Origin of the sequence: Saccharibacillus sp. WB 17 (assembly GCF_008634075.2) — a bacterium.
Lineage (GTDB): Bacteria > Bacillota > Bacilli > Paenibacillales > Paenibacillaceae > Saccharibacillus > Saccharibacillus brassicae.
Genome location: NZ_VPFK02000044.1, coordinates 49,024 through 64,962, shown reverse-complemented (window position 1 = coordinate 64,962; position 15,939 = coordinate 49,024). Strand labels below are relative to the sequence as shown.

The following is a 15,939-nucleotide window of genomic DNA, read 5'->3' as shown; positions in this document are numbered from 1 at the left end:
CAAAAGGTAAAGGTCTTGGACAAGTAGCGGGCAGATGTTATAATGGGCGAAGACATTTAAGGATTTTAGCCGTTTACAGTTTAAAAGTTTAAAGGGGGAACGCATCATGAGTTTACGTTACTTGACCGCCGGGGAGACCCACGGACCGCAGCTGACCGCGATCGTCGAGGGGATGCCGAGCAATCTGCGGATTGATTTCGAGGCTTTGAACTTCCAACTGCTGCGCAGACAAAAAGGATACGGCCGAGGCCGCCGCATGCAAATCGAGCAGGATCAGGCGGATATCGTAGGCGGCGTTCGCCACGGACAAACGACAGGCGCGCCGATCGCGCTGGTCGTCGTCAACAACGACTGGAAGCATTGGACGAAGATCATGAACGTCGAACCGATGGAAGGCACCGACGAAGAGAAGCGCCGGGTCCACCGTCCGCGTCCGGGTCATGCCGACCTCAACGGCGGACTCAAATACGATCTCAAAGACCTGCGCAACGTGCTGGAACGTTCCAGCGCCCGCGAAACGGCTGTTCGCGTCGCCGTCGGCGCGCTGGCCCGCCAGCTGCTCGAAGTGTTCGGCATCCGCATCGGCGGACAGGTGCTGCGGATCGGCGAGATCGTCGCCCCGGCCAACAACCTGCCGCTCGACGAATTGGTCGCCCGCACCGAAGCGTCTTCGGTCCGCGTCGCGGACGAAGACACCGAGAAGAAGATGGAAGCGTATATCGACCTGATCAAAAAAGAAGGCGATTCGGTCGGCGGGGTCGTCGAATGTATCGTCGAAGGGCTTCCCATCGGTCTCGGCAGCTACGTGCAGTACGACCGCAAGCTCGACGCGCGTATCGCGCAGGCCGTCATGTCGATCAACGCGTTCAAGGGCGTCGAGATCGGTATCGGCTTCGAAGCCGGCGAACTTCGCGGCTCGCAGGTGCACGACGAGATTCTGCACAGCGAAGCGACAGGCTACACGCGCGCTTCGAACCGCCTCGGCGGCTTCGAAGGCGGCATCACGAACGGTATGCCGATCGTCGTCCGCGGCGTCATGAAGCCGATTCCGACGCTGTACAAGCCGCTGCGCAGCGTGGACATCGATACGAAAGAGCCGTTCAACGCCCAGGTGGAGCGTTCCGATGCCTGCGCCGTGCCGGCCGCGAGCGTCGTGATGGAGAGCGTGGTTGCCTGGGAAGTCGCCAAAGCGTTCCTCGAAAAATTCGGCGGGGATTCGATGGAGGAAATCAAGGCGAACTACGACAACTACAAACGTCAGCTGGAGAATTACTGATATGGCGGAGACGCCCAAGACGCTGACGGTAGAGCTTGGCGAACGTTCGTATCCGATCGTGATCGGAGAAGGACTGCTCGCGAACGCGGCGGAGTATTTGCGCCTGGCCGGCGTGCCGGACAAAAGTCCGCTGCTGATCGTGACCGACGACAATGCGGGGCCGCTGTATCTCGACAAGTTGACGGAGGCGCTGACGGCGGGCGGCTACCGCGCCCTGAGCGCGGTCGTGCCGCACGGCGAACCTTCCAAGTCGCTTGACGTCTACAACGACCTGATTACGCGCGCTATCGAAGAAGGGCTGGACCGCTCTTCGGCGATACTGGCGCTCGGAGGGGGCGTCATCGGCGACCTGGCCGGATTCGTGGCCGGTACGTACATGCGCGGTATCCGCTTCGTGCAGGTGCCGACGACCATTTTGGCGCACGACAGCAGCGTGGGCGGCAAAGTGGCGGTCAATCATCCGCTTGCCAAAAACATGATCGGCGTGTTCCACCAGCCGGAGCTCGTGCTCTACGATGTGGAGACGCTCAAAAGTCTGCCTCCGCGCGAAGTGCGCGCGGGCTTGGCGGAAATGGTCAAGCACGGGCTGATCTGGGACAAAGCATTCGCCGAATGGTGTAGGGACAATGCCGGACGCCTGCTGGCGCTCGATTCCGAAGCGCTGGCGTACGGTCTGGAGCAAGGCTGCGCGATCAAAGCGCGGATCGTGTCGCGCGACGAGCGGGAGAACGATCTGCGGGCGATTCTGAATCTGGGGCATACGCTCGGCCACGCGATCGAAGCGGTCGCGGGGTACGGCCGTTTCCTGCACGGCGAAGCGATCTCGGTCGGCATGGCCGCGGCGGCGCTGATCGGCGAAGAACGCGGCGCCGCGGGGCTGTACGCCGAGACGGTATCGATGCTGGAAGCGCTGGAACTGCCGGTTACGCTGCCGGCCGATATCGGGACCGAAGCGCTGATGGACGCCATGCAGCGCGACAAAAAGTTCAGGGAAGGCCGGATGATCTTCATCGTGCCCCTGGCGGTCGGACGCGTCGAGATTGCAAGCGACGTCGACGCCGATACGGTGCGAAGCGTCATCGAGCGCCTCAAAAGGAGTGGAGAACCATCGTGATCTATAACCGCGGCATTCGCGGAGCGACAACGGTCGAACATAACGACAGGGAAGAGATTTACACGGCGACGCAGGAACTGGTCGCGGAGATGATCGACCGGAACGGTATACAGCCCGAGACGGTCAGCAATATCTGGATCACGGTGACGCACGATTTGGATGCCGCTTTTCCCGCGGTTGCCGTACGCCGCCAATCCGGCTGGGATTTCGTGCCGCTTATGTGCGCGCTGGAAATTCCGGTCGAAGGCAGCCTGCCGCGCTGTATCCGGCTGATGATTCAGGTCAACACGGAAAAAGGGCAGCGCGAGATCAACCACGTGTACCAGCGCGGCGCGACGGTGCTGCGGCCGGATCTGGCCCGCCGTTCGTAAATTTCCGGCAAGCCGGATGCGGGTGCGCTTGCTATCCGCTTGGCGATCCGGTATAGTAGGGAACAAAGTTAAGGATTCACGCTGCCGCGCCGGGAACAGGAGTGTTCGCGGGCGGAAGCGGGGAATCGTGAGGCCCGTAGGGGCCGAGGCGGTACAGACCGCCAGACCGAGCAGAGTCAGGCTGAGCAGAGTTTACGTATGGAACGAGAGATTCGAGGCGGAAGCGCCACGGTTTTTTTACCATACATCGACGAATGCACCCTAGCGGGTATCGGACCTTTTTCGGCGATCTTTGAAGAGATCGCCGAAAAAGGCCGAATACCGAAGACCTCTGCTGCGAAGCGGGGGTCTTTTTTATAACCTCCGCCCGCCGATTCCGTTCTCCCTCCGCGCGGCGGGAATTCGGACGGAGCTCGCGGCAGCAGGATCGGTGTCCCGAAGGAGCGGTCTCGAGGCGCTCGAACCCATTCGACCTCGAAGGAGAGATAGTCATGCATACTTCCCGTACATCCGAACCGACCGATAACCTGTATCCGATTCAACCGAGCCTGAGCGCCAAAGAAGCGCTTGCGCTCGCTTCCGAAGGATCTTCGCTGACCCGGGAGCAGGCCCGGCACGCGATGGAAAGCATTATGACCGGTGCGGCGACGCCGGCGCAGATCGGCGGCCTGCTGCTGGCACTGCGCATGAAAGGCGAGACGACCGAAGAAATTACCGGATTCGCCGAAGCGATGCGCAGCTTCTCCGGCACGGTCGGCACGTCCCGCGAGCATCTGCTCGATACGTGCGGCACCGGCGGCTCCGGCATTCACAAGTTCAATATCTCGACCGCGTCCGCCCTCATCGCCGCGTCCGCGTCTGTCCGGGTTGCCAAGCACGGCAACCGTTCGGCCAGCGGCCGGGCCGGCAGCGCCGACGTGCTGGAAGCGCTCGGCGTCAATATCGGCCTCAGCGGCAGCCAGGCCGCGGAATGCCTGGACCGGATCGGCATCTGCTTTCTGTTCGCGCAGACGTACCATCCGTCGATGAAGCACGCGGCGGGACCTCGCCGCGAACTGGGCGTCCGCACGGTATTCAATCTGCTGGGCCCGCTGACCAACCCGGCCGGCGCCGACCGGCAGCTGCTCGGCCTGTACGACGCCGGCCGCACCGAACAGATCGCCCGCGTGCTCGGCAATCTGGGCGCACGGCGCGCGATGGTCGTCGCGGGACTCGACGGGCTGGACGAGATCAGCGTCTCCGGTCCGACCCGGGTGTCGGAACTTGAGGACGGCCTCGTCCGCACGTACGAGATCACTCCGGAACAACTCGGCTTGTCGCGCTATCCGCTCGAAGACATCCTCGGCGGAGACGCCGCGGATAACGCGCGGATCATTCGCGGCGTGCTGTCCGGCGAACGCGGCGCGCGGCGCGATATCGTGCTGGCGAACGCGGGCGCGTGCATCTATACGGCCGGAGAAGCGGCCGATCTGGCGGAAGGCGTGCGCATGGCCGCGCAGATCGTGGACTCGGGCCAGGCGCTGGACAAATTGGAGCAGCTTATACGGATAACGGAGGAATGCGGATATGTATCTTGATCGAATCGTGGAGACCAAACGCCGGGAAGTCCGGCTTCTCAAGGAAACGCTGAATATGGCGGAAGCGGAGCGGCGCATCGCCGACATGCCGCCTACGCTCGGCTTCGAAGCGGCGCTGCGCAGCCCGAAGCGCCAAGGGATGGCGCTGATCGCGGAAGTGAAAAAAGCGTCCCCGTCCAAAGGACTAATCCGGGCAGATTTCGATCCGGTACGGCTGGCGCAAGCGTACGAAGCGGCGGGCGCCGATTGTTTGTCGGTGCTGACCGACAACGAGTATTTTCAGGGCAGCGCGGACTATTTGACTGCAATTCGCGCGGCGGTCAAGCTGCCTTTGCTGCGCAAAGACTTCGTGATCGACGAGTCGCAGATCTACGAAGCGCGTCTGATCGGCGCCGACGCGGTGCTGCTGATCGCGGCCATTTTGCCGGTCGCGCGCCTGCGGGAATTGAAGGCGGCGGCGGAGTCGCTCGGCCTCGATACGCTGATCGAAGTGCATAATGCGGACGAACTCGACGCGGTGCTTCAGGTAACGGACCGCGGGCTGATCGGGGTGAACAACCGGAACCTGCACACGTTCGAGACGAGTCTGGACGTCACGGCGGAGCTTGCGCCGCGCATGCCGAAGCGGGCGCTGCTTATTAGCGAAAGCGCGATTCGGACAAAAGAAGACGTCGCCTACGTCGGTTCGGGCGGAGCCGGCGGCGTGCTGATCGGCGAGACGTTTATGCGCCGCGCGGACATCGGCGAAGCGGTGGCGGAAGTGATGGGGCCGGTATCCGGCGCCCCGGCGTCCGACGCTGCGCGGGCATCGGCCGATACCGGCGCCGAAGCTGCCGATTCGGGGACTTCGAGATGAAGGCCGAACGGGACGGACGGCTTTCGGAAGCGGCGTTGAGCGGCGGCGAGGCAGCCGAAGGACGGGCGAAAACAGGGCCCGCGATCAAAGGACCTGCGATCAAAATATGCGGCATCCGGACGCCGGAAGCGCTGCTGGCGGCGGCGGAACTCGGGGTCGATTATATCGGCCTCGTGTTCGCGCCGAGCCGGCGGCAGGTCGACGGCGCCGCCGCGGCCGCGTTGATCGGCGAACTGGACGCCTGGTCGAACAGCGCTTTGATTGAAACTAATGAAGCCAATAAAGCCAATGAGGCCAAGCGGCCGAAAGTCGCCGGGGTGTTCGTCAATCCGACGCTCGACGAATTGAAAGCGACGCTGTCCGCGGCTCCGCTGAACGTGATCCAGCTGCACGGGCAGGAGAGCCCGGGCTTTTGCCGGGAAGTGCGCGAACGGTTTAACACCGAAGTGTTCAAATCGATCTCGATCGGCGGCGAAGATACCGGCGAGAGCCATGCGGAGCGCGCGGAGAGAATGTCCGAAGCGTACCGGGGCACGGTCGATGCGCTGCTGCTCGATACGCATGATCCGCTCTATGGCGGCGGGTCGGGGCGCACGTTCAACTGGGAGATTCTCCCGCTGTACCGTCAAGCGGCCGCAGCATGCGGACTTCAACTGTTCGTGGCCGGCGGCTTGACGGAGAGCAATGCGGGGGAATTGGTGCGACATTACGCGCCGGACGGCATCGACGTCTCAAGCGGCGTCGAGACCGACGGGCATAAAGATATACGCAAAATGACTTTATTCGTAGAAAGGGCGGTTTTATCATGATCGGACAAGTACCGGACGCAAAAGGACGCTACGGCGAATTCGGGGGACGCTTCGTTCCCGAGACGCTGATGAACGCGCTGATCGAACTAGAAGAATCTTATTTGAAATTTTCGGCGGACGAAGAGTTTAACGCGGAATTGAACGACCTGCTCAAGCAGTATTCCGGACGCGAGACGCCGCTGTATTACGCGAAACGCCTGACCGAACATTTCGGCGGCGCCAAAGTGTACCTCAAGCGCGAAGACCTCAACCATACCGGAGCGCACAAGATCAACAACGCGCTCGGCCAGGGACTGCTTGCCGTGCGCATGGGCAAGAAGAAAGTCATCGCCGAGACAGGCGCCGGCCAGCACGGCGTGGCGACCGCGACCGTAGCGGCGCTGCTCGGCCTCGAATGCAAAGTGTTCATGGGCGAAGAAGACATGCACCGCCAACAGCTTAACGTGTTCCGCATGCGCCTGCTCGGCGCCGAAGTGGTGCCGGTCGTATCGGGCACGAAGACGCTCAAGGACGCGGGCAACGAAGCGCTGCGCTACTGGGTCAGCCATGTCCAGGATACGTTCTATATTCTCGGTTCGGCCGTGGGGCCGCACCCTTATCCGCTGATCGTGCGCAACTTCCAGCGCGTTATCGGCGACGAGACGCGCCGCCAGATTCTGGAGAGCGAAGGACGCCTGCCGGACACGATCGTCGCGGCGGTCGGCGGCGGCAGCAACGCGATCGGCATGTTCTATCCGTTCGTCGGGGACGCGGACGTCGAATTCATCGGCGTCGAAGCGGCCGGCAAAGGCATCGATACGCCGCTGCACGCGGCCACGATGAGCCTCGGCACCAAAGGCGTGTTCCAGGGCTCCATGAGCTATCTGCTGCAGGACGAATACGGCCAGGTACAGCCGGCGCATTCGATCTCGGCCGGTCTGGATTATCCGGGCGTCGGTCCCGAACACTCGTATCTCAAAGACGTCGGCCGGGCCAAATACGTGCCGATTACCGACGAAGAAGCCATTACGGCGCTCAAGCTGCTCTGCCGTACCGAAGGCATCATTCCGGCGCTGGAATCGGCGCACGCCGTCGCGCATGCCGCCAAGATCGCACCGGAAATGGGTGCGGACCGCATTCTGGTCATCTGCCTGTCGGGACGGGGAGACAAAGACGTCGAATCGATCATGGCGTACGAGAACGAGAACGAAGGAGGACATGCCCAATGAAGACGAACGCCTCTACGGCCCGCCTGACGATGATGAGCCATTCCGCCGAAAGCGGGCTGGCCGGCGGAGCTGCGCAAGAAAGCGAACGTTTGCCCGCTTTCGAAACTCCGAACCGGATCGAAGAAACGTTCCGCCGGCTCGGCGAAACGGGAGGCACCGCGCTGATCCCGTTTCTGACGGTCGGCGATCCCGATCTCGACACGACGCTCGACATTATAGAGCAGATGGAAAAAGCCGGCGCCGACGTGCTGGAACTCGGCGTGCCTTACTCCGATCCGCTTGCGGACGGCCCGGTCATCCAGCGCGCTTCGGCGCGGGCGCTTGAGCAGCTCATTACGGTGCGCACCTGTCTGGACGTGGCGCGCAAAGCGCGGGAGCGGGGCGTGCAGATGCCTTTCGTTCTGTTTACGTACTACAATCCGATCCTGCAGACCGGACTGGACCTCTTTTTCGAAGAAGCGTCCCGCAACGGCATCAGCGGCCTGATCATTCCCGATCTGCCTTACGAAGAGTCGGAAGACATGCTGCGGCGCGCCGATCGGGTGAACATCGCCCTTATTCCGCTGGTCGCTCCGACTTCGAGCGAGCGGATCGACAAAATTTTGCGCAGCGGCCGGGGCTTCGTCTACTGCGTGTCGTCGCTCGGCGTGACCGGCGAACGGGCTTCGTTCCATGACGGCGTCGATGCTTTTATCCGCGACGTGAAATCGCGGACCGACCTGCCTGTCGCTGTCGGCTTCGGCATCTCCGGGCGCGATCAGGTGGAGCGCTTCGCGGAACTGTGCGACGGCGTCGTCGTGGGCAGCGCGATCGTGCGCACGATCGAGACTTTGATTCCCGATCTGATGAATGCCGACAAGCGCGAAGATGCGCTCTTGCAAATTCGCGAATTTGTGGCAGAATTAAAAGTATAAACGCTTTTCCCCCAGCGGGCGTACAAGGCGGGCGCGGCGGTTTGTCCGCCGAGCTTATCCTGTATCGCGCCGCCGCGGGACAAGCCTTAACTTTTTGAGCGTGTGCGCAGCCCGACACTGTCGCGCTGCAACACGCCAAATCAGGAAAGTAGGGAAATCATCCATGCAGCCCAAAGCCCATATTGTCGATCTTCCGGTCTATCAGCCAGGCAAACCGATCGAAGAAGTTCAAAAAGAATACGGACTCAGCGAAGTCGTGAAGCTGGCTTCGAACGAAAATCCGTACGGATTTTCCCCGCGCGTCAAAGCCGCGATCGAAAGCGAACTGACCAAGTTCAACCTGTATCCGGACGGCGGGGCGGTCGAACTGACGGCAGCCGTGGCCGAGCATCTGTCCGTTGAGGCCGACCAGGTCATTTTCGGCTGCGGTTCGGACGAGATCATCGCCCTGATCGCGCGCGCGTTCCTGTCGGAAGGCGACGAGAACATTATGGCCGACGCCACTTTTTCCGTATACAAAAGCAATGCCGACATCGAAAAAGCGACCAGCATCGAAGTGCCGCTCAAGAACGGCACGCACGATCTCGAAGCGATGCTCGCGGCGGTGACGGACCGGACGCAGATCGTCTGGATCTGCAACCCGAACAACCCGACCGGTACGATTGTCAGTGAAACCGAATTAAAAAGCTTCCTGGACCGCGTTCCGTCTTCCGTGATGGTCGTGCTCGACGAAGCTTATTTCGAATACGTGACCGACAGCGCCTACCCGGACGGCACGAAACTGCTGGCCGATTACGGCAACGTGGTCGTACTGCGCACTTTTTCCAAAATTTACGGGCTTGCCGCGCTGCGGATCGGTTACGGCGTAGGCCAGGCTTCGGTCATCCGTTCCGTCAATCAGGTGCGCGAACCGTTCAACACGACACGCATCGCCCAGGCTGCGGCCAAAGCGGCGCTTGCCGACCGGGAGTTCGTGGAGTCGTGCCGCATCAAGAACACCGAAGGCATCTCGTTCCTGCAGGGCGAGTTCGATCGTCTGGGCCTGTCTTATTTCCCGGCCAACGGCAACTTCATCATGGTCGATACGCAGACGTCCGCGGCGGACCTGTTCCAACGCATGCTGCGCAAAGGCGTCATCGCGCGTTCCGGGTTCAAGCTGTATCCGACGTACATGCGGGTGACGGTCGGTTCTCCGCGAGAGAACGAGATCTTTATCCGGACGTTCGAAGAAGCGCTGAATGAACAGGGAGCGGCCGTCTAGTCCAACTGGCCCAAGTCCGCGCCCGACAACAACCGTAACGCAACGAACCCTATGAAGCGAGGCTGACCTCTATGAAAATTGCCGTGATCGGCGTCGGACTGATCGGCGGCTCGCTGGCTCTGTGCTTCCGCGGGAAGCCGGGCCTTGAGCTTGTCGGCTATTCCAACCGGCAGGATCTGGCCGATCTGAGCGTGGAACTCGGAGTCGTCGATTCCGCGACCCTGTCGCTGGAAGAAGCGGTCCAAGACGCCGACTTTATTTTTCTCTCCACGCCCGTCGGGCTGCTGGAGACGTATCTGGAACAAGTTCATGCCCTGCCGCTCAAAAAAGGCTGCATCGTCACCGACGTGGGCAGCACCAAAGATTCGATCGCCGCAAAAGCGAGACAGCTGGATTGGGAGGACGCCTGCTTTATCGGCGGCCACCCGATGGCCGGCTCGGAACGCTCGGGCGTGCAGGCGGCGACTTCGCTCCTGTTCGAGAACGCGTACTACGTGCTGACGCCGGAACCGGGTACCGATCCGGCGCGCATCGCGGCGCTGACCGAACTGCTGAGCCATACGCGCGCCAAAGTAATCTGCCTGGAACCGGGTCAGCACGACGAGATCGTCGGTGCGATCAGCCATCTGCCGCATATTATCGCCGTGGCGCTCGTCAATCAGATCAGCGGCTATCACGACAGCAATCCGCTGTACCGGACGCTCGCGGCAGGCGGTTTCCGCGACATTACCCGGATCGCTTCCAGCGATCCCGTCGTCTGGCGCGACATTTTGCTGAACAACCGCTTCAACCTGTTAAAGCTGTTACGCGACTGGAATGTGCAGGTGGAAAGCTTTATCGACCAGTTGGAGCGCGAAGACGGCGAAGGCATCTCGGCCCGGTTCCGCGACGCCGGCGATTTCCGCGACGAACTGCCGGAGCGCCGCAAAGGCGCGATCGCCAAAACGTACGACCTGTATCTCGACGTCCCCGATCACCCGGGCATCATCGGCCGCATCACGACCGAGCTCGGTTCGCAGGGCGTCAACTTGAGCAACCTGCAGATCATCGAGAGCCGGGAAGACGTCCCGGGCCTTATGCGGCTGTCTTTCCGCGACGAAATCCAGATGGAACGGGCACGGCAAGTGCTGACCGGCCTGGAATTCGACGTGTACGCCTGACCGATCAATCAAATCCCAAAGCCTGTCGGCCGCTGCTGGCAGGCTTTTTATACGCGTAATCAAGTTTGCAGCAAAAAAGGAAAAGAAAGCGTTGACAATTTGGAAGCGTATACATATAATAAACGTACAGTATGGTTTCTCTCCACTCCTATAACTTAGTGTACTCGACGTAGTACACGGGCCGCTCACAGTGAGCGGCCTTTTTTTTGTCCGCATTTAATTTGCGTCCTCCTGTGCCGACAGGTCGCTTGCCGGGTAATGAATCAGCAGTCGCAAGTTGCACCACAGTCAGGAGGACAAGAAAATGGCGGAAGCGAAGCCGACGCTCCAACCGCTGCGCATACCGGCAGGTTGGACGATCGACGTGAACGAGCTGTACGAACCGGACTTTTCGGCCGAGCCGGTCGACGGAGGGTACGGGTCGATTCTGTTCAACGCGCTGCACCGGGAGCGGGGCCACGAAGTGTACGTGCGGCGGGGTCCGCAGGGCGATCCGGCGGGAAGCGTCCTGCTTCAACGCTACCTGCTCAAGTTCGAACCGCAAGGCAGCGGCGTGCTGGCCGGGTATTTGGTCGACGAACTGCGTCTGCGCGAAGGGGCGCCGCTGATCGAACGGCTGGAAACGCATATGCGCCTGCCGAACTGGACGTAAACGTTCGTCGGCGGCGAAAAGAACAGGCGGGAGCTTCCGGGTTCGGACGGAGCTGCCGCCTGTTTGTGTTCGAAACGGGCGGAAAGTGGCTCCCAAACGCCCTGTGAATGCTCGGCGAACCCCGTAAAATCGCCGCGAAGCGCGCCAATCCGCGATTTCGACTTGAACTGAACGTCTACGCATAGGATACTGTAGGATAAGGACTTACCGAGAACGAAGCTGTAAAGGAGCCAGAACATGACCAATTGGGCGGAGATCGCGAGAACCAAAAACGTGCATGCCGTACGCACGGCGGCCGGCGAGCTGGACGTGAACGAGAGAGACGAGCGCGGCCGCACGCCGCTGATGCTGTTTATGACGTACAAGCTGCCGCCGGACGCGGTAGAGATTTTGCTGGAGCGGGGAGCGGAGCTTGAGATCGAAGACAAGCTGGGCGAAACGGCGCTGCTCAAAGCGATCAAGTTTCACCAGTCGGGAGCGGTCAAGCTGCTGCTCAAGTACGGAGCCCGGATCGATTCGCCGCGGGGCATCCGCTCGACGCCGTGGAACGCGGCCGTGGCGCGCGGGGATCGGGCGCTGGCGGACCTGCTGATGGACACGCAGGGAGCGGTAAGGCTCACGCTGATGCCGGACGAGCAGCAGGCGCTGGACCGGATGCTGGGCGAGGAAGACCCGCGCAGGCTGCTGCAGGCGATCGCGGAGAGCGATTCTCCCGTGCTGCTGCATGCTTTTGTGAACGGCTATAACTGGGACGACGGACCGGAGCCGATGCTGGCCGCGATCGACAATCCGGCCTGCGCCGAAATTACGCTGCTCGACATGTACGATCTGGCGGACGGGGATTACTGGCTCGATCTGCGCAAGGAAGATTACGCGGACGACGAAGAGAAAGCCGCTTTCCGCAAGCTGGCCGAACGTCTGCGCGCCCGGCTGGAAGCGGCGATGCCGGAGGAACGTTCATGAACCGGGAACAGGCGATCGAACGTCTGAAGCAGCATGCGTTTGTCTACGGGGAAAACGATCCGGCAGGCGAAGCGGCGGCGGCCGACGGATTCCTCGGCATGCTGCGCCCGTTTCGCGGCACGCTGAACGAAGATCATTTTCACGAACTGATGCGCATTCTCGACATGCTGGCGGACGACTTGGAGCGGGAATCGCTGGACCGCAGCGTCGTGTCCGCGTTCTGGAGCCTGTGCCAATACGCAAGAGCCTGGGCGATCGAACCGGACGGCATGCTGCGCAGCAACGGGCTGATCTCCGACGAACAGCTGCAGCGGATGGCGCAGTGGATCGATATGCTGTCTTACGCGGTCATGGTGCTGCTCGAAGGCGGCGGGCGCGAAGACGCTTTCTGGACCTACAACGAATACCGGAACGAACAACGGCGAATCGCCGATAGCCATCAAGCATGAATAGTTAAGGAGGCTTACGATGCAGATCATCCGAACCCGAACGATCGGCTCGCGCGTCTTTTCCGTCAAATGCGATCAAGCGCTCGAAGCGCAGGGCGAATTTTTGCTCGATTTGTTTGCGGACACTGAAGCCAAAGCGGGCTTTCTTCAAGACGGCATGAAAATCCAGGTCGGCTGGAGCATCCTGTTCGTGCACGAGCGGGAAGATTCGAACGTGACTATCCTCGCGCCGGATTATGCGTCCAATCCGTTCGAGCGCACGACCGACGACCTGACCGAGACGCTGACCGTGCAGCTGGAACAAAATTACGTACTGAAACTGACTGGAGCCCAAGGCGAAGCGACGCTGTTCCAGGACACGCTGATCTCGTCGGAACAGGCGCTGGATGCGGAGCGGGTCTATCTGGAGCGCACGGAGCACCGGAGTGAAGGCGTGTCCGGCTGGTATCTGGGTCCGGCGCAAGGCGGGCAGGTCGACGCGGGCGAGCTGCGGCGCTATTACGTCTTCCAGCTGCTGAGCCGGCGCCCCGGCGTGCTTAAGACGCTGGCGCTGCCCAAAGGGTACGTCGCCGTCCTGCATGGCGAAGACGTGGAAGCGGTGCTCGACGCGGAAGACCGGAATGTATGGCCGAGCGGTAAATAAGGACGAAAAACGGGTAATCCATAAATAAAGAGAGAAAATTCGCCATTTGATGCAACCTTATCGCGAGCCCGTGCGTCTATGAATCGATTACTCGGATTTTTTGCAAAATACGGGCCATATGATAAAATAGGCTGTAGATTTTTTTGCGGCGAGCTAGAGAGGGGCGCGTTATTCGATGGAAGATTCCCAGTTGATTCGGGAAATTAAAGCGGGGAATGTCGAACTGTACTCGGTTCTCATGAGGCGCTACCAGCGCAAAATCCTGGCGTTTACGTATTATATGTTAAAGGGCGCGGGTCTTGGTCATCTGGCCGAAGACGTCAGTTCCGAAACTTTTTATAAAGCATTCAAGAGTTTGCAATCGTTCCGGGAAGTGGAAGCTTCTTTTTCGACCTGGCTGTACACGATCGCAAGAAACACCGCTTTGAGCGAACTTCGCCGCAACCGGGCGATGAACGTGCCGCTCGAAGACGGGGAGCTGGTCACCGATTCTTCGACCGATGCGGCTCCCGAACAAGCGCTGCTGCGCAGCGAGCAGGTCGGCATGGTGCGGACGGCGATCGACAATCTGCCGGAGAAACAGCGCGCGGCGCTGATTCTGCGCGAATACGACCAGATGGATTATCAGGAAATCGCCCGCATTTTGGGCCAAAGCATCAGTTCGGTCAAATCGCTGCTGTTCCGTGCCCGGCTCAGCATCAAAACCCAGCTGGAACCGTATTATTACGGTCCGGTATACGAAGAAGAGATGTACAAGGGGATGAGACCCAATGAAGGGTAGAGAAGAAGGCGGACACCGGACAGGTACGCGCTGGAATCCGAATGCCGGGCGCAAAGCCGGCCTTCCGGGCGATCCGAAAGAGAATCCGGCCCGGCCGGAAGACCGTCCGGCCGAAGCGTTCGATCTCGACGATTTCCCCGATTTGGACGAGCTGCTGCGCGAAGCGGGCACGGACATGCCCGATGTGGACGCGGAGCGTATGAATCTGGGAGTGATGGACCGGATCTACGAAGAGTCTCCGTGGCTGCTGCCGGGCGAATCCAAGACGTACGCGTCGCAGCACCGGTTTCGCAGCCGGGCAGCCGTGTGGGTCGCCGCGCTGCTCGCCGTTTTTCTCGTCAGCTTTATCTATCTGGCCGGTTGGGGTATTCCCGACCGGGAACAAAGCGCCACGCGCGGCGTACCGGCCGGCGTAATCGTGCAGCCGCTTACGGTCGATTCGGGCGTATCCGAAACGTCGGAAGCCGCGGCGCAGACACGTCCAGCAGCCGATCGGGGCATCGTCGAACCGTTGGTGGCGCAGATCGGGCCGACGCATCCGCAGTATTGGATGTTCCTGTCGCTGACCGGCATGGCGCTCGCGCTGCTGTCGCTCACCCGCATCGCGACGATGCGCAAGTAAGTAAGGCGCAAGCGCGCGCAAGCAGCATGAAGAAAGGTTGTGGAGACGTTCATGCGTATCGGATTGATCAGACACGGACTTACGGATTGGAACGCGGCGGGCCGCATTCAGGGGCGCAGCGACATTCCGCTGAACGACGAAGGCCGCAGGCAGGCCGCCAAGCTGGCCGAACGCCTGGCCGAGGACGAGTATGCGTGGGACTTCGTCGTCTCAAGCGGCCTGCTGCGGGCACAGGAAACGGCGGAGATCATTGCGGGCCGGCTGAACCTGCCGCTGCTTGAAGCCGATCCGCGGCTTGCGGAGCGCGGCTTCGGCCAGGTGGAAGGCATGACGCAGGCCGAACGCGAGGCACGCTTCGGGGCCGACTGGAATCTGCAGGACGTCGGGCAGGAGAAGCTGGAAGCGCTCGAAGAGCGCGCGCTGGCGTTTATCGCCGACCTGGACGTCAAGTACCCGGACGGCAGCGTGCTCGTCGTGACGCACGGCGGATTGCTTGCGCAGGTGTATGCGGCGCTGTACAAAGGGCGCTATACCGACCGGATCGGCAATTTGTCGCTGACGGTGCTGGAGAAGCAGGGCGACCTGTGGGAGCCGCTTTTGTACAACTGCACCCGGCACCTGTCGGAAGAGCCGGTAAGCGATACGCGCCGGCCTTGATTGTTCCCTGTCGTGCGCGGCACGTTACGATGCGCAACAGCACTGAATTTGCATTCCAAGCTCCGCTTCGGCTTTTTGCCGAAGCGGAGCTTTTTTTGGATCGGCGGCGACTTGTAAGCCTCCTGGCTAAATAAATAAGCAGAATTTTTCCGTTTTCTGGTGCATGTCTTGGATTTATGGTTATAACAAGAGAAAGGAGTCGGCTTCTTGGTTCCCGTCGCTTTGGGGATGCCAAAATTGAAGACGCTCACAGTTTTATTTCGAGCAACAATGATGCAGGGGTACGCGGGGGAAATCCCGACTCCGACAGAAGTCGTGGAAGCCGTAACGATTGCCGGTGACGATACGAGAAACTCGGGAGGTGCGTCCTTTGGACAAGATGAAAGCCGCTTACGAAGTGATGTTGGGTCTGGCCGCCGAGATGGTATGGGACGAAGCGCTGCGCAAACGGCGCTGCGAGATGCTGCAGCAGGAGATCGACGCCGCGCTCGCAAACGGGGATGAATTGGCTTTCCTGGCGCTGACCAGCGAATTGAACACATTGGAGAACGGAATCCTGCCGGTCGAATCCTCGCGCTTGCCAACTTAAAGAAGTCACAGTTAAAATAGAACAGGGTTCACCCAAA

At 60.9% G+C, this 15,939-nt stretch carries 18 protein-coding genes; all 18 read left to right on the top strand.

The features are described from left to right. Positions 1-106 precede the first annotated feature (106 nt). Positions 107-1,276, top strand: coding sequence for a chorismate synthase (gene aroC / locus FTE24_RS19995; RefSeq protein WP_150229700.1), 1,170 nt, complete (start codon positions 107-109; stop codon positions 1,274-1,276). Between the two features lies 1 nt (position 1,277). Then, on the top strand, positions 1,278-2,390 hold the full coding sequence (gene aroB, locus FTE24_RS19990; RefSeq protein ID WP_150229698.1) for a 3-dehydroquinate synthase: 1,113 nt from the start codon (positions 1,278-1,280) through the stop codon (positions 2,388-2,390). Next, a complete protein-coding gene (gene aroH, locus FTE24_RS19985) occupies positions 2,390-2,761 on the top strand; it encodes a chorismate mutase (RefSeq protein ID WP_150230704.1) in 372 nt (123 codons plus the stop codon). Before aroB ends, aroH begins: the two co-directional genes overlap by 1 nt. Before the next feature lie 491 nt (positions 2,762-3,252). Further along, a complete protein-coding gene (trpD, locus tag FTE24_RS19980) occupies positions 3,253-4,338 on the top strand; it encodes an anthranilate phosphoribosyltransferase (protein WP_150229696.1) in 1,086 nt (361 codons plus the stop codon). Next, a complete protein-coding gene (gene trpC / locus FTE24_RS19975; RefSeq protein ID WP_150229694.1) occupies positions 4,328-5,194 on the top strand; it encodes an indole-3-glycerol phosphate synthase TrpC in 867 nt (288 codons plus the stop codon). Before trpD ends, trpC begins: the two co-directional genes overlap by 11 nt. After that, positions 5,191-6,003 carry a phosphoribosylanthranilate isomerase gene (locus FTE24_RS19970; RefSeq protein ID WP_150229692.1) on the top strand — a complete coding sequence of 271 codons (813 nt, stop codon included), beginning with the start codon at positions 5,191-5,193 and terminating at the stop codon, positions 6,001-6,003. The genes trpC and FTE24_RS19970 overlap by 4 nt, the downstream gene beginning before the upstream one ends. Continuing rightward, positions 6,003-7,211: a tryptophan synthase subunit beta gene (trpB, locus tag FTE24_RS19965; protein WP_150230702.1), complete on the top strand. Its 1,209-nt coding sequence runs from the start codon at positions 6,003-6,005 to the stop codon at positions 7,209-7,211. Before FTE24_RS19970 ends, trpB begins: the two co-directional genes overlap by 1 nt. After that, entirely contained in the window at positions 7,208-8,125 is a 918-nt protein-coding gene (gene trpA, locus FTE24_RS19960) for a tryptophan synthase subunit alpha (RefSeq protein WP_237401859.1), read from the top strand. The genes trpB and trpA overlap by 4 nt, the downstream gene beginning before the upstream one ends. Before the next feature lie 163 nt (positions 8,126-8,288). Next, positions 8,289-9,386 carry a histidinol-phosphate transaminase gene (hisC, locus tag FTE24_RS19955; protein WP_150229690.1) on the top strand — a complete coding sequence of 366 codons (1,098 nt, stop codon included), beginning with the start codon at positions 8,289-8,291 and terminating at the stop codon, positions 9,384-9,386. A 71-nt stretch (positions 9,387-9,457) separates the two neighbouring features. Beyond that, complete coding sequence (locus tag FTE24_RS19950; protein WP_150229687.1) at positions 9,458-10,546, top strand: prephenate dehydrogenase; 1,089 nt, start codon at positions 9,458-9,460, stop codon at positions 10,544-10,546. Positions 10,547-10,850: 304 nt separating this feature from the next. Then, complete coding sequence (locus FTE24_RS19945) at positions 10,851-11,198, top strand: hypothetical protein (RefSeq protein ID WP_150229685.1); 348 nt, start codon at positions 10,851-10,853, stop codon at positions 11,196-11,198. A gap of 237 nt (positions 11,199-11,435) precedes the next feature. After that, a complete protein-coding gene (locus FTE24_RS19940; protein WP_150229683.1) occupies positions 11,436-12,161 on the top strand; it encodes a DUF4274 domain-containing protein in 726 nt (241 codons plus the stop codon). Further along, positions 12,158-12,610 carry a hypothetical protein gene (locus tag FTE24_RS19935; protein WP_150229681.1) on the top strand — a complete coding sequence of 151 codons (453 nt, stop codon included), beginning with the start codon at positions 12,158-12,160 and terminating at the stop codon, positions 12,608-12,610. Before FTE24_RS19940 ends, FTE24_RS19935 begins: the two co-directional genes overlap by 4 nt. A gap of 19 nt (positions 12,611-12,629) precedes the next feature. Continuing rightward, on the top strand, positions 12,630-13,253 hold the full coding sequence (locus tag FTE24_RS19930) for an immunity protein Imm33 domain-containing protein (protein WP_150229679.1): 624 nt from the start codon (positions 12,630-12,632) through the stop codon (positions 13,251-13,253). Positions 13,254-13,428: 175 nt separating this feature from the next. Then, positions 13,429-14,034: an RNA polymerase sigma factor gene (locus FTE24_RS19925; RefSeq protein ID WP_150229677.1), complete on the top strand. Its 606-nt coding sequence runs from the start codon at positions 13,429-13,431 to the stop codon at positions 14,032-14,034. Then, positions 14,024-14,656, top strand: coding sequence for a hypothetical protein (locus tag FTE24_RS19920; RefSeq protein ID WP_150229675.1), 633 nt, complete (start codon positions 14,024-14,026; stop codon positions 14,654-14,656). Before FTE24_RS19925 ends, FTE24_RS19920 begins: the two co-directional genes overlap by 11 nt. A gap of 51 nt (positions 14,657-14,707) precedes the next feature. Then, entirely contained in the window at positions 14,708-15,313 is a 606-nt protein-coding gene (locus FTE24_RS19915; protein ID WP_150229673.1) for a histidine phosphatase family protein, read from the top strand. A gap of 370 nt (positions 15,314-15,683) precedes the next feature. Beyond that, entirely contained in the window at positions 15,684-15,902 is a 219-nt protein-coding gene (locus tag FTE24_RS19910) for an IDEAL domain-containing protein (RefSeq protein ID WP_141445882.1), read from the top strand. Positions 15,903-15,939: the final 37 nt, after the last annotated feature.